The 12211-nt window shown below is 63.5% G+C and carries 15 protein-coding genes; 4 read left to right on the top strand and 11 right to left on the bottom strand.

The features are described from left to right. From VFW93_RS11380 to VFW93_RS11370, 3 genes are all read right to left on the bottom strand, one after another. Nucleotides 1-521: NAD(P)-dependent oxidoreductase (locus tag VFW93_RS11380; RefSeq protein WP_329694109.1), on the bottom strand; the 521-nt coding region annotated here is incomplete at its 3' end. 10 nt (nt 522-531) lie between these two features. Beyond that, nucleotides 532-945: a cupin domain-containing protein gene (locus tag VFW93_RS11375; protein ID WP_329694108.1), complete on the bottom strand. Its 414-nt coding sequence runs from the start codon at nt 943-945 to the stop codon at nt 532-534. Between the two features lie 37 nt (nt 946-982). After that, nucleotides 983-2290, bottom strand: coding sequence for a hypothetical protein (locus VFW93_RS11370; protein ID WP_329694107.1), 1308 nt, complete (start codon nt 2288-2290; stop codon nt 983-985). Between the two features lie 205 nt (nt 2291-2495). Here VFW93_RS11370 and VFW93_RS11365 point away from each other — a divergent pair, with 205 nt between their 5' ends. After that, the gene (locus tag VFW93_RS11365) at nt 2496-2777 is read left to right on the top strand and encodes a DUF427 domain-containing protein (RefSeq protein WP_329694106.1); all 282 of its coding nucleotides are present in this window, start codon (nt 2496-2498) and stop codon (nt 2775-2777) included. Between the two features lie 15 nt (nt 2778-2792). Here the strand turns inward: VFW93_RS11365 and VFW93_RS11360 are convergent, their stop codons facing one another. The 4 genes from VFW93_RS11360 to VFW93_RS11345 form a co-directional block, all read right to left on the bottom strand. Next, nucleotides 2793-3305 (bottom strand): hypothetical protein, encoded by a 513-nt coding sequence (locus VFW93_RS11360; RefSeq protein WP_329694105.1) that lies wholly within the window; start codon nt 3303-3305, stop codon nt 2793-2795. 112 nt (nt 3306-3417) lie between these two features. Further along, a complete protein-coding gene (locus VFW93_RS11355) occupies nt 3418-4005 on the bottom strand; it encodes a transglutaminase family protein (RefSeq protein ID WP_329694104.1) in 588 nt (195 codons plus the stop codon). A 29-nt stretch (nt 4006-4034) separates the two neighbouring features. Beyond that, nucleotides 4035-4382 carry a cupin domain-containing protein gene (locus VFW93_RS11350; protein WP_329694103.1) on the bottom strand — a complete coding sequence of 116 codons (348 nt, stop codon included), beginning with the start codon at nt 4380-4382 and terminating at the stop codon, nt 4035-4037. 95 nt (nt 4383-4477) lie between these two features. Further along, complete coding sequence (locus VFW93_RS11345; protein WP_329694102.1) at nt 4478-6238, bottom strand: alkaline phosphatase D family protein; 1761 nt, start codon at nt 6236-6238, stop codon at nt 4478-4480. A gap of 126 nt (nt 6239-6364) precedes the next feature. Between VFW93_RS11345 and apaG the strand changes: the two genes are divergently transcribed. Next, the gene (apaG, locus tag VFW93_RS11340) at nt 6365-6739 is read left to right on the top strand and encodes a Co2+/Mg2+ efflux protein ApaG (RefSeq protein WP_329694101.1); all 375 of its coding nucleotides are present in this window, start codon (nt 6365-6367) and stop codon (nt 6737-6739) included. Continuing rightward, complete coding sequence (locus tag VFW93_RS11335; protein ID WP_329694100.1) at nt 6739-8865, top strand: recombinase; 2127 nt, start codon at nt 6739-6741, stop codon at nt 8863-8865. Before apaG ends, VFW93_RS11335 begins: the two co-directional genes overlap by 1 nt. Here the strand turns inward: VFW93_RS11335 and VFW93_RS11330 are convergent. Then, a complete protein-coding gene (locus VFW93_RS11330; protein ID WP_329694099.1) occupies nt 8823-8972 on the bottom strand; it encodes a hypothetical protein in 150 nt (49 codons plus the stop codon). The two genes, VFW93_RS11335 and VFW93_RS11330, sit on opposite strands and share 43 nt — an antisense overlap. A gap of 37 nt (nt 8973-9009) precedes the next feature. On the opposite strand from VFW93_RS11330, the gene VFW93_RS11325 reads away from it, so the two are divergent. Next, on the top strand, nt 9010-10236 hold the full coding sequence (locus tag VFW93_RS11325; RefSeq protein WP_329694098.1) for a murein transglycosylase A: 1227 nt from the start codon (nt 9010-9012) through the stop codon (nt 10234-10236). Here the strand turns inward: VFW93_RS11325 and cynS are convergent. The 3 genes from cynS to VFW93_RS11310 all read right to left on the bottom strand — a co-directional run. Further along, nucleotides 10230-10673, bottom strand: coding sequence for a cyanase (cynS, locus tag VFW93_RS11320; protein WP_329694097.1), 444 nt, complete (start codon nt 10671-10673; stop codon nt 10230-10232). The genes VFW93_RS11325 and cynS overlap by 7 nt on opposite strands. 92 nt (nt 10674-10765) lie before the next feature. Beyond that, complete coding sequence (locus VFW93_RS11315; protein ID WP_329694096.1) at nt 10766-11725, bottom strand: alpha/beta hydrolase; 960 nt, start codon at nt 11723-11725, stop codon at nt 10766-10768. Nucleotides 11726-11799: 74 nt separating this feature from the next. Next, a partial coding sequence (locus VFW93_RS11310; RefSeq protein WP_329694095.1) for a hypothetical protein occupies nt 11800-12211 on the bottom strand: 412 nt, incomplete at its 5' end.

Here is a 12211-nt window from a genome sequence, read left to right as displayed (position 1 = left end):
CCCCGGGCCATCTGGGCCGTGGCCTGCCCGATGGCGCCACGCCCCACAACACCCAAGGTCGAGCCAGCCACAGGCTTGATGCGAGGCCCATGCCAGCAGAAGTGCGGCGAGGCCGCCCAACGCCCGTCGACAGCGGCGCGGCTGTAATCTTGCAGGTGATGGCGCAAAGCCAGCAAGGTGGCCATCACATGCTCGGCCACGGCGTCGCTCCCATACCCAGGCACGTTGTGCACCGACATGCCCAACTCACTGGCTGCAACCAGGTCCACGTTGTCCATGCCTGCCGCTGCAATGCAGATGCGCTGAAGCCTGGAGGCCTGGCTCAGCAGCTCTCGACTCAAACGCACCTTGTTGACCACCACCACCTCGGCCTGGGCGATGCGTTCAGGTACGTCGGCGGGCGAGGTGAACGGATAGGCGCGGTAGTCGATCAGGTCGGCCAAGGCCGCATCGACAGGCAAGCCACACGGCAAGGTGCCTGCATCCAGAAACACGACCTGACAGGCCCGGGACGAGCTCATGGACCGGTGGTCACTTGGCGTAGTCATACAAGGGCTGGCCCTTGTCCACCACATGCACGGTAAACAGTTTGAGCGGTGTGTCTCCCACCACCTTGAACCCGGCATGTCTGACATCGCGCAGGTTCAACAAGGTGGCACCTGTTGGTATGGCCGAGGGATCCTTGCCCGGCGCCTGCACCGTCGCACCTTGCAACACGTAAGCGACCTCCACGCCGTGGTGCAGGTGTCGATCGATGCTCTCACCGGCCTTGTACTCGGCGGTGGAGGCGATCACCTCCATGCCCGGCGCACCCGACAGGTCTGCACGCTTGAGTTCAACGCGTTGAGGTGAATCACTGAAGGTCTGTGCGACCAGCCCTGTTGCCAGACCGAGGCCGAAGATTGCCGCGGCAGCGAGCCACCTGGAATGGGTTCGAATGTTCATGGTTGGGAGCTCCTGCACCTGGATTCCTGAAACAGGCTCAACACTTCATACGTTGCAGAACACTTTGCTGAAGCGCCTCAATTTCTGCCTGTGAGTACAGCATATCGAAATGATGCGGTTGATTGAAGCTTGCGCACGACAGGGGCGAATACCAGGTTTTCTCGTCTATCAACAAGGTCTGTCGCTCAACCTTCTGGGTCATCAGTGCCGCAGCGTAAGGTAAAGCCCAGTCCCAACGATAGCGCGCCAACCGCTGTCGAGCGCGCTCGTTCAAGCCGGCGCGGTCAACCTGTTTGCCAAGCAGTTGCGCCTGGAAATCGGCCTTGTACGCACGCCAGTAGAAGATCGAGCGAACATGCGCCAACGTCAGCGCCATCAAGATCAACGAGACAAACACCATCTCACGCCTGCCAACTCGAGAAAAGAAGTCCGGCAGCAAGGGCACGAAGGGCATGAGCCAGACCAATACCGAGCGAGCCAGATAGCGATCGGCAACCTCATCTGCACGCCAAAGCCTGACCAGCGCGACAAGCAGCAACACCACGGTCAGTGCCATCACACCCCTCAGGGCACGGGTACGCCGCCCTGCCACGCGAAATAGCACGCTGGCCAGTATGGCCAGCATGGCGAGTGCGGCAACGGGGCGATGCACGGTCCCCTTGAAAGTCATGATCGACCTGGCGTTGTTCTGCAGGGCTTTGGCGATCAGCGGGTTGCTCGGACTGGTCATCAAGTCCAGCGCCATCCATCCCGCCACGCTCAAAGACAAGGCTGCGACGAACCACCTCCTCGTCTGGCCGTCCAGTTGCCATTTCTTCTCTGGCTTGAATACGAGGTAGACCAGCGCGGGGATGGCCAGCAAGGCAGCATCGTGGCTGAATATCAGCAATGGCGTGAGGACCACAATGAGACTGCGCCTGATCGCCTGGTTTTGCCGGTCTGGTGGCGCGGCCGAAAGCAAGGCCGTGAGCCCGACCAGCAAGGTCATGGTCACACTGGTTTCTGTCGGAAAGCCAAAGGTCGCGAACGTGACCACGCCAAGCGCGAGCACGGCAACGAATTTCATCGCTGGCCTGTCGCTGACCCAGCAGATGGTCGCCAGCCCTGCCCAAGGCAGCAACAGGAAACAGCTGGCATAGGCGTAACGGGCAAAGGATGCCGATGCGCCCATTTGCACAGCCAGATAGGTGGGCCCCTGGGTCAGCAAAAACGCCGCAGCTCGTTTGGGGAACTGAAGCCATACATCGTTCAGAGCAGTGTCAGCCAGAAGGGACACCAGAAAGAACGAGGCATCGGCAAAATAGAAATAATCCGTGGCGATGCCGTACAGAGACACCAGCAGCAAGGTCGCCAGCGCCAGGCGAACAAGCAAGGCAAGGAAACGCCCCTCGGGATTCGAGCGAGCCGTCAGGTCAGTCATCACAGACGGTAAACAGTGGAAGACCCTGCCTTTATGCCATGCCTTGCGGTCATGTCACGGACGGACTTGATCGGCCGGCAAGTGGAAAAGTGCGATGATCCCCGCCTGAACAGGCAGCCAAGGAGCCCCCATGAAAGCCATCTGGAACGGCGTGACCGTTGCCGAAAGTGACGACATCGTCACGCTCGAAGGCAACCACTATTTCCCTGAAACCTCGCTCAAACGCGAGTACACCACCTTCAGCAACCACCGCACCAGTTGCGTGTGGAAGGGGCAAGCCCACTACATGAGCCTGCTGGCCAATGGCGACATGAAGCCGGACGCCGTGTGGTTCTACCCTGAGCCCACGGAAGGTGCCCAGGAAATCAAGGGACGCGTCGCATTTGTGGCCGGGGTCGATATCGTTGAATGATGACGGTCTCGTGCTTCAAGTGCCTGCGACTTCGTTGATCCGGGGACATTTCGGCATGATGTCTGCCTGAACGAAGGCGTTGAAGTCTTCGGAGAAACTGTCCTTCTCGGCCGCCCAGAAGGTTCTGAAGTACAGGTAGTTGGAGAATTGCTTGGTCATGGATTTGACGATCGACTGCCAGAAGGGCTCGGGCAGGATCCACCAGATGAAGGCGAAGCGCGCATGTCGATAGCGGTAGGCCTCCTCGAACAGATTGATGTAGGCCACCGCGATGAAATGGGCCTGACTGCGACAGGCCTGTCTGCGCTCATACGCCGCCGTGAGGTCCTCATGCGCGTCCTGCACATCGGCAAACTTGAACAGGAGTGATTGCCAGCGTGCATACAACTGATTGCACACCGTGACCCGCATGGACAACAAGGCCGCAAAGATGCCCACCAGGCTCATCAGGCTGACCGCGCTGATCACCAGCTTGGCCCATTCCATTTGATCCTGGCTGATCTGCACATGGGTGAACAGGTCGCACATGATGCCGCCCTCCTGACGCTGCTGGATGCCACCGCATTCCAGTCCAGGTGGGCGCCCGGCGCCATCCCTAACTTCTGACCGACGAACACGTGACGCGACCGCGTCAGCAGGCTCACGGCAACAAGGGCAGGTCCGGCAGGTTGCGCCCGACCGCCCCGACGTCGTCATGGGCTTGCAGCGCCTGGATCACCAGCGGCAACGGTTCGGCCCAGATTTCGGGCAGATCTCGCTCCTGGGCATCCTGCAAGGCAAAGGCGAGCGCCTCTCGCGGCGGCGTGAACTGCGCGTGGACGCCGGGCTTGTTGCCGCGGGCATCCACACGATACCAACCGAATTCGGGCAGATGAACGGCATTGAGGCCGTGCAGGCAGTAGGGCGCTCCACCATCACCCACCGACAGGCGCTGATAGCACAAGCCCGCGGGCACGCCATTGGCCCTTAGCAGCGCAGCCAGCAGATGGCTCTTGGCGTAGCAATATCCGGTCTGGTGCAGCAGGACGTCGGAGGCCTTGCAAGTGACCGGGTTCAGCTTGAAATCACCACTGTGCCGGATCTCGTCGCGCACGAACTCGAAGCAACGCTGAACCAGCTGCAGCGTTGACGAGGCCCCGGCCAGACCTTGCGCCAAAGCACGAGCTTGCGCGGCCACCCGCGGATGGTCAAAGTCGATATAGGGACTGGCCACAAGATAGGCTTGCATGGGCATGTTCAGGGCGTCATACACCGGAGTCAGACGTGCGGGCGCAGGACGATGCTCACCAGCACCACAGCGTCTGTCTGACCGCGCAGGCCATGGCGCACCCCCCCATCCAGATACAGCAACTCACCTGCAGACAGCACCACACTCCGCTCGTCATGCGCCTCACCGATGGTGAACTCGATGGCACCTGACAGGCATTGCACCGTGATGTCGCCAGCCACCTGGTGAGGTGGGAAGGCCTTGCCAGCCGGCAGCACCACACGGATGACTTCCAGCTGATCGGTCTTGAACAAGGCACTTGTTGGCACCGACGCCAGAGTGGCAGCCGGAGGTGCAAGCGAAATGGGTTGACCTGAGGTCACGTGAGACAAGGCCATGGCGTCACTCCTCTGCGGTATGGACCCACTTCAGGGTTTAACACGCATATCGAGCAACGTCGACGCCATTCCCTTGTGAAAGACAGGTTACTGACTCAAAACCCGCTGGTGCTCTGTGCCATCAGCCACGGCAGCGACATGTACTTGCGTTGCCGCGCCACGCATCTGCGCGCCACGGCGGGGTCATTCACGCTCTTGTCCACGGCGTAGGCCACCCACTCGGCATAGCTGTCGGTCAACTCCAGCGTGGAGTAGCCCTGCTGGTTGCTGTTGAAGTACTGGATGTGCGGGTTGTTCAAACGCACGGCCGGTGCGGCCAGGCCCTGCATCAACAAGGTACGTTGCTGGGCATCCAGCTTGCTGCCGATCATCTCACCCAGGTTGGACGAGGTCACTGAAGGCGTCATGAACTCTGCGCCCACCAGATTGCCGAAGTCCAGTGGATTGAGGTTGCCGTAGTCGTGCTTGACATTGCTGGCCATGTAGGTGTGCAGGTCGCCGGTCACCACCAGGTAGTTGCGCACCTTGGCTTCACGCAAGGCGCCCGTCAAGGCGCGGCGCTCGGCGTTGAAACCGTCCCAGGCATCCACATTCAGCGGCGTGATCTGCGCACCCAGGAAGGTGATGGACAAACGCCCGAAGAAGGTCTGGTTGCCCATGAGCTTCCAGGTGGCCCTCGATTGCGTCAGGCCCTCGACCAGCCAGTTGTGCTGCTTGCCGCCCAGCAAGGTCTGCTCGGGGCTGTTGTACTTGGTGCAGCCCAACGGCACATAGCGTTGCAGGGCATCGCCTTCGCCACAAGCATGGGCACTGCGATAGCTGCGGTTCTCGATCATGAACAGATCAAGGAAGCTGCCAAAGGCAAATCGCCTGTACACCGTCAAGGCCTCGTGGGGGTGCGTGGCCAGCGGGTTGTAGGCCACACGTGCCGGTACGTATTCGGTCCAGGCACGTTGCGAATCCAGCTTCAGTTGCTTGAGCAGCGCGGGGCTGTTGCCGTATTTCGGGTCCTTGGTGTAGGGGTGGTCAGGTGCTCCCAGGGTGTCGCGGGCGTAGTCCCAATAGCTGTCGTTGGCTGTTTCATGGTCATCGGGCACACAGATGAAGGTGTGCCTCTCCATGGCCGACTGCAATTGGGGATCGCTTCGATAGCGACGGTAGATGAAGCGATAGTCCTGAAGATCCAGTGCCACCGTGCCACCTGACGGCAGGATCATGGTGCGATCGGCAAAGGGCAGACTCTGGAAGCGAGGGTCACCCGCCGTCTCGTAAATGAAGTCACCCAGGTGCAGCACGAAGTCCAGGCTGTCATCCTTGGCCACATGGCTCAAGGCACCGTAGTAGCCGTTGGTGTAGTCCTGGCAGGTCAGCAGGCCGAACTTGAGGTGCTTGAGTGCGCTGCCAGCTGACGACAGGGTGCGGCAGCGGCCCGTGCGGCTGAGCGTGCGGTCGTAAATGAAGCGGTAAAAGTAAGGCCCCCCTGAATGAGTGGCAGGCAACTGGCCATCCAGGTCGATCTTGATCGTGTGGTCGCGTTCGGGGCTGATGTCCTGCGGCGCAATCTGCGCTTGCAGCAACATGGTCTGGAAGCCGGCATCCAGCGCCACCTGCAGGTAAAGCGGCTCATTGGGCCGGATGGCATCAGGGTTGAGGTGGGTCCACAGGATCACGCCCGTGAGGCTGGGATCGGCCGAAGACACGGACAGATCGAAGACACGAGCCGAATCGGTACGCATGCCCGTGGTGTCCAGTGGCACATTGCCCAGACTCGACCAACTGGTGGCCTGAGCCTGCCAGGTCACCATCAAACCGCCACTCAGGGCACCCAACGCAGACAGAAAGCTTCGACGATCCATACATCACTCCCGACAACAGACGCACAGTAAACAGGACAGTGCATGCTGCCGCCAATGGGTGACATCCCCATGACTTGCTGGGGTATCCGCCACGCATGTTGTCGTCATTTGCCTAGAATGGGCCGCATGAGCCAAGCCCAATTTTCGTGCGCCGTGGCGCCGCAGTACCTGGAAGACCAGAGCAACCCCGCGCGCCACGAATACGTGTTCGCCTACACGGTCACCATCGTCAACTCGGGCACGGTACCGGCGCAGTTGATCGGTCGGCACTGGGTGATCACGGACGCCACCGGCAAGACCGAAGAGGTGCGCGGCCTGGGCGTGGTGGGCAACCAGCCCATGCTCAAGCCTGGCGAGCGCTTCGAATACACCAGCTGGACGCGCATGGACACCCCGCATGGCATCATGCACGGCACTTACTTCTGCATGACTGAAGATGCACGCTGGTTTGAAGCGCCCATCCCGGCCTTCACGTTGGCGAGAACGCAGTCTCTGCACTGATGCCCCTGCTGCCCCGCCGATTTCATCCGCTCAAACGACAACCCTGGTGGCCCCGGCCCGGCAACGGCTTCGAGCTGGGTGAGTTGCTGGACCAGGCCGATGCGGGTGCCCCACTGGTGGAGCGCCACATCTGGCTGATCCGCCTGCTGGACTGGATACGCCGCGGCGAGCCGGTCAGCGGCACGCAGAACGTGGTGCGGCTGTTGCAACAGGATGCCGCCCGGCGCGACAAGGTCGTCGCCCTGCTGGCCGCTTTCTGGCGTGACATGGACGTGGCCGCGCTGCTGGCCGACTATGGCTTCTCGCCACGCTCTTCCTTCCTCAATGAACTGGGCGAGCGCCTGCGCCGGCGCGGCCTGCCCTTGAGCCCGGACACCGCGGATCTGGCAGTGCTGTTCAACCTGCTGTTTGACGATGCCGATGACGCCACCTGGTTGCAGGAGCTCGACGACGTCACGCTCGAAGGCATCGCGCAGCTGTGGTCGCAGGCCATGGCCGCACAACCCACAGGCAATGGTGCCCTGGGTGATCACGCGGCCCTGGGCTGGCGCGAACCGTTCTACGACGCCATGCTGTATCTGGCCACACAGGTGCGCGCTGCGGGCTTTTCACCCGCATTCCGCTCTCGGGTGGGTACCCGCGTGGATGTGGACTTCGACGCGGATGACGTGCCCACCGAACATGGTTCGACCGATGGCAGCGCGCGCCAGGCCTTCCGCCAGCTGGCCCGGGTGATCGAGCGCCTGCATGAACTCGCGCTGGCACATGCACGCAGCGGTGCCGACGGTGGCCCCTGGCCCGCAGCCCTGCTGCATGAAGCGCAATACCTGCGCGTGCTGCTGGACCATTGTGCCGAGGCCGCACGCGGCTTGCACGGGCACCTCGAAGTCCATGGCGTGTCGGTGGACCTGGTCTTCCAGATCGACCAGTTGTGCGAACGCTGCCAACGCACGGCGCAGTTGCTGGACGTGGTGCTGAGCGATCAGCCTGCCTCCGCCATGCGCCAGTTGATCGTGGACCTGGCCCGCACCGGCCAGCGCCGCCGCAGCGTGCGCGCCCTGTTCACCCAGCATTACGCCCTGCTGGCCCGCAAGGTGGCCGAGCGCAGCGCCGAGACCGGTGAGCACTACATCACCCGGGACAAGGCCGAATACCTGGACATGCTCCGGCGTGCCGCTGGTGGTGGGGCCGTGCTGGCCGGCACCACCTTCCTGAAGTTCGTGATGCTGTCGCTGGGCCTGTCACCGTTCTGGGCGGGTACCGCGGCCGGCCTGAACTACGCCGTGAGCTTCGTGATCGTGCAGTGGCTGCACCTGACGGTGGCCACCAAGCAGCCCGCCATGACCGCGCCGGCCATGGCGGCCAAGCTGGCCGATACCAAGACCGATGCGGCCATCGAGTCCTTCGTGGATGAGGTGGCACACCTGATCCGCTCGCAGACCGCGGGCATCGTGGGCAACCTGATCGTGGTGGCGCCGCTGGTGCTGCTGGCGCAGGTGCTGTCCTGGTGGGCACTGGGCCAACCGCTGATCGGTGAGCACACAGCGCAGTACGTGCTCAAGTCCCTGAGCCTGCTGGGGCCCACGGCCTGGTATGCAGCCTTCACCGGCGTGCTGCTGTTTGTCTCCAGCCTGATGGCGGGCTGGGTCGAAAACTGGTTCGTGCTGCACCGCCTGGACAGCGCCATGCGCTGGAACCCCGCCATCCGCGCCTGGCTGGGACCTGATCGAGCGGCCCGATGGGCCACCTGGTGGCGTGCCAACATTTCAGGCCTGGCCGCCAATGTGTCGCTGGGTCTGCTGCTCGGTCTGGTCCCGGTGATGGCCGGCTTCATGGCGCTGCCACTGGATGTGCGGCACGTCACCCTGTCAACCGGCCAGCTGGCCGCGGCCCTGGGCACGCTGGGGCCCGATGCCCTGCATCAGCCCGCATTCTGGTGGTGTGTGGCCGCACTGCCCGTCACCGGGCTGCTCAATGTGGGCGTGAGCTTCACCTTGGCGCTGCTGGTGGCCATCCGCTCACGCAATGTGCGGGTCACCGACCGTGCGCGCCTGCGCGCCGCCATCTGGCGCCGCGTGCGGCATCATCCCTTGAGTTTCTTGTTGCCCCCACGATCCACATCCTGATCCTCGGCTGGCAACTCGCCTTGCCGGCGCCCGGCAAACATCGTCCACCAGACCACGAACACCAGGACGGCCAAGGCGCCCACCGCTTCCAGCACAATCAACCACATGAGTTTCTGTCCGTTTCCGAATTGGCGTGTCGATGTGATGACACGTCGTCATGCCCGTGTCCTGATCACCGGACTGATTGTAGGCAGCCTCAGCGGCTGCGGCATGCTGCCCTGGGTTCACACCAGGGGCAGCGGTGCCCCCATTGTCACCATTCCTCAGCCACCCGCACCCGGCACCGTGCAGCCGCAACCCGATGGCACAGGCGGCCTGCTGAGGCCCAAGGCTCACTGGATGCCCGCGCAATGGAACGATCTGCCCGGCTGGCAAACCGACCGCATCAGCGACTGGTGGCCCGCCTTGTGGAAGAGCTGCCAGAAACCCGCCAGCGGCTGGACCAACGTGTGCGCCGAGGTCAAGAAGCTGGGGGCCAGCTGGGGGCAGCAGGTGGACGACGGCTTCGTGCGTCAGTGGGTGCAAAGCCAGTTGCAACCCTGGCGGGTGACCACGCTGGAAGGCGGCAGCACCGGCTTGATGACGGGCTACTTCGAGCCCTTGCTGGAAGGCAGGCGCCAGCCTGATGCGCGCTTTCAGTACCCGCTGCACCGCGCCCCGGCCGATCTGGGTCAGCGCAAGCCCTATTTCAGCCGCACGGAACTCGAAACCTCGCCCGATGGCAAGGCCGCCGTGGCGGGCCGTGAGGTGGTCTACCTGGCGGACCCGCTGGACGTGCTGCTGATCCAGGTCCAGGGCTCGGGCCGCATCCGCCTGCAAGATGAGCTCACCGCGCAGGGCCAGCCACGCATCGTGCGCCTGGCCTTTGCCGGCCACAACGACCAGCCCTACCAATCCGTGGCCCGTTGGCTGGTCGACCAGGGCGCCTTCACGCTGGAGCAGGCCTCCTGGCCCGCCATCCGCAACTGGGCGCAGGCCAACCCGGCCCGCATCCCCGAGATGATGCGTGCCAACCCACGCGTGGTGTTCTTCCGCGAAGAAGCCCTGACCGACCCTGAAGCCGGCCCGCTGGGCGCGCAGGGTGTACCGCTCACGCCAGGCCGTTCGGTGGCCGTGGACCGAGAAAGCATCCCCCTGGGGACCCCGGTCTGGCTGGATACCACCGTGCCTCAGCCCTGGTCCGCCACCCCTGCGCCGCCACAGCCACTGCAACGGCTCGTGATGGCCCAGGACACCGGTGGCGCCATCATTGGCGCGGTGCGGGCTGACTTCTTCTGGGGTTGGGGTGACGAGGCCCTGGCGCAAGCGGGGCGCACCAAACAGCCCTTGGCGGTGTGGGTGCTGTGGCCTCGTCAGACACTGCGTCAATAGGTCTTGTAAGGCAGGAACTTGCCCGACATGACGATGCTCACGCGATCCCCCGCTGCGTTGGGTTCGCGCTGCAGGTCCATCTTGAAGTCGATGGCGCTCATGATGCCGTCGCCGAACTCTTCATGGATCAGCGCCTTGAAGGTGGTGCCGTACACGCTCACCAGCTCGTAGAAGCGGTAGATCAGGGGGTCGGTAGGCACCGACGTGGGCAGTGAGCCCTTGTAAGGCACCTCCTGCAGCCACAAGCGCGCTTCATCCGGCAGGTCGAAGATGTCGCCGATGATGGCGGCCTGCTCGGCCGTCAGCGTCATCTGGCCCAGGCAAGCCGCGGTCACCCACTCCTTGCTCAGGCCCACCTTGGTGGCCACATCGGCCCATTTCAAACCCTTTTTGACCTTGGCCTGCACGATCAGGTCGGTCACGTCTTCTCGGTTCATGCTCAGCTCCGTTGGTATGAATGGAGCTGAGTCATGAGCAAGGAGCGTACCGGATCACGCACAGAAAGCGTCAGGATCCGGCAAATGGCGTATCAGACCTGGAAGGCCTTTTTCAGCTGAACGGCCAGTTCGGCATGCAACTCGGCGGCTTCGGGCATGAAGCGCCCCATGTTGATGAAGTCGTGGATCACGCCGGGCCATTGGCGCACCTCGACGGGCACGCCTGCATCACGCAGCTTCTGGGCGTAATGGTGCCCCTCGTCCGTCAGGGCATCGCACTCGGCCAGTCCGATCCAGGCAGGCGCCACGCCGCTGTGATCGGGCGCGTGCAGCGGCTCGCGGTGCCAGTCGTGCGTCAGGCCATCGCCCCGCGTTTGCGCCTCGAACCAGGCCATCAGCTCGGCGCTCAGCAAGGTGTCGCGAGAAAAGGCCTTGAACGACTCGGTCATGGTGCGCGTCTGTACCGAGGGGTAGATCAGCGCCTGCAAGGCCAGCGGGATGCCCGCGTCGCGCGCCATGAGGGCCACGCTGGCCGACAAGGTGCCACCGGCACTGTCACCGCTCACGGCCAGGCGACGGCCGTCCAGCCCCAGCGTGTGCGCGTGTTCGGCCAACCATTGCAAGGCAGCCCAGGCATCCTGCAGGCCGGCGGGGTACTTGTGCTCGGGCGACAGGCGGTAGTTCACGGCCACCACCGCGGCACCACTTTGCCTGGCCACATTGCGGCACATGGATTCGCAGGTGTCGATGTCACCGATCACGAAGCCGCCACCATGCAGGTACAGCAGCACCGGCAAGCCAGGCTCATGGCTGTCTGCCCACAGGCGGGCCGGCATGCTGCCCACCGGTCCGGGAATGACAAAGTCGTGCACGCGGGCCACCGGGGCGCGAGGCAACTCCATGGCGCCCACCGAGGCCTTGTAGGCCTGACGCGCCTGCTCGATGGGCAGGGTGTAGATGGGCGGGAAGTTCGCGCGCTTGACGTTGTCAAGCAGGGCCTTGGTCAACGCGGAAAAGCGCGCTGCATGCGGGTTGGGGGAATCGTCTGCCATGGACTTGTCTCCGTACTACGGTGTGCTTGTTGGTGCGAGCCGCCAATCTAACAGGCCTGAATTCGCGGGACACATCACGGTGCAGTGACGCGGATTTCCAGTTGCTCGGACTGGTTGTCATCCAGGTCGCGTGTGGACAGGCTGCCCGACTGGCGCCGCTGCCCCTGGCCACCGCTGCGCGCCACCACCACCCACTCACCGAGCGACACCGTCAGCGTGCTGCCCACCTCGACGCGGCGCGTCTGCCCGTCAGGCTCGAGCTGCCCCCCATAGGCGCCGCCCATGCCACCGGTGCCGCCCAGTTGAGCCGGCTGACGTGCCTGCGCCTCGATCTCCACCGTCACAGGTGCCCGGCCGCCGGGCCAGCGGGGCCGGACGTTCAGGCCCTGCCCGATGTCGATCCACACCGTCTGCGGCACGACATTGACCGGGTAACTCGCGCCGGCAGCGCCTGACTGAGGGCCGATCGAGCCCAATGAGCCGCCT

Source organism: Aquabacterium sp. (assembly GCF_036279675.1).
Taxonomy (GTDB): Bacteria; Pseudomonadota; Gammaproteobacteria; order Burkholderiales; family Burkholderiaceae_C; genus Aquabacterium.
The sequence above is the reverse complement of the archived record's forward strand: the minus strand, read 5'-3'. Positions and strand labels throughout refer to the sequence as shown.

What these genes read in the sequence shown, in the direction of transcription:
- VFW93_RS11345 (WP_329694102.1), bottom strand. Translation starts at nt 6,238, where the DNA reads ATGGATCGTCGAAGCTTTCTGTCTGCGTTGGGTGCCCTGAGTGGCGGT.
- VFW93_RS11325 (WP_329694098.1), top strand. Translation starts at nt 9,010, where the DNA reads ATGACACGTCGTCATGCCCGTGTCCTGATCACCGGACTGATTGTAGGC.
- VFW93_RS11335 (WP_329694100.1), top strand. Translation starts at nt 6,739, where the DNA reads ATGCCCCTGCTGCCCCGCCGATTTCATCCGCTCAAACGACAACCCTGG.
- VFW93_RS11330 (WP_329694099.1), bottom strand. Translation starts at nt 8,972, where the DNA reads ATGTGGTTGATTGTGCTGGAAGCGGTGGGCGCCTTGGCCGTCCTGGTG.
- VFW93_RS11315 (WP_329694096.1), bottom strand. Translation starts at nt 11,725, where the DNA reads ATGGCAGACGATTCCCCCAACCCGCATGCAGCGCGCTTTTCCGCGTTG.
- VFW93_RS11350 (WP_329694103.1), bottom strand. Translation starts at nt 4,382, where the DNA reads ATGGCCTTGTCTCACGTGACCTCAGGTCAACCCATTTCGCTTGCACCT.
- VFW93_RS11360 (WP_329694105.1), bottom strand. Translation starts at nt 3,305, where the DNA reads ATGTGCGACCTGTTCACCCATGTGCAGATCAGCCAGGATCAAATGGAA.
- VFW93_RS11365 (WP_329694106.1), top strand. Translation starts at nt 2,496, where the DNA reads ATGAAAGCCATCTGGAACGGCGTGACCGTTGCCGAAAGTGACGACATC.
- VFW93_RS11355 (WP_329694104.1), bottom strand. Translation starts at nt 4,005, where the DNA reads ATGCAAGCCTATCTTGTGGCCAGTCCCTATATCGACTTTGACCATCCG.
- VFW93_RS11375 (WP_329694108.1), bottom strand. Translation starts at nt 945, where the DNA reads ATGAACATTCGAACCCATTCCAGGTGGCTCGCTGCCGCGGCAATCTTC.
- apaG (WP_329694101.1), top strand. Translation starts at nt 6,365, where the DNA reads ATGAGCCAAGCCCAATTTTCGTGCGCCGTGGCGCCGCAGTACCTGGAA.
- cynS (WP_329694097.1), bottom strand. Translation starts at nt 10,673, where the DNA reads ATGAACCGAGAAGACGTGACCGACCTGATCGTGCAGGCCAAGGTCAAA.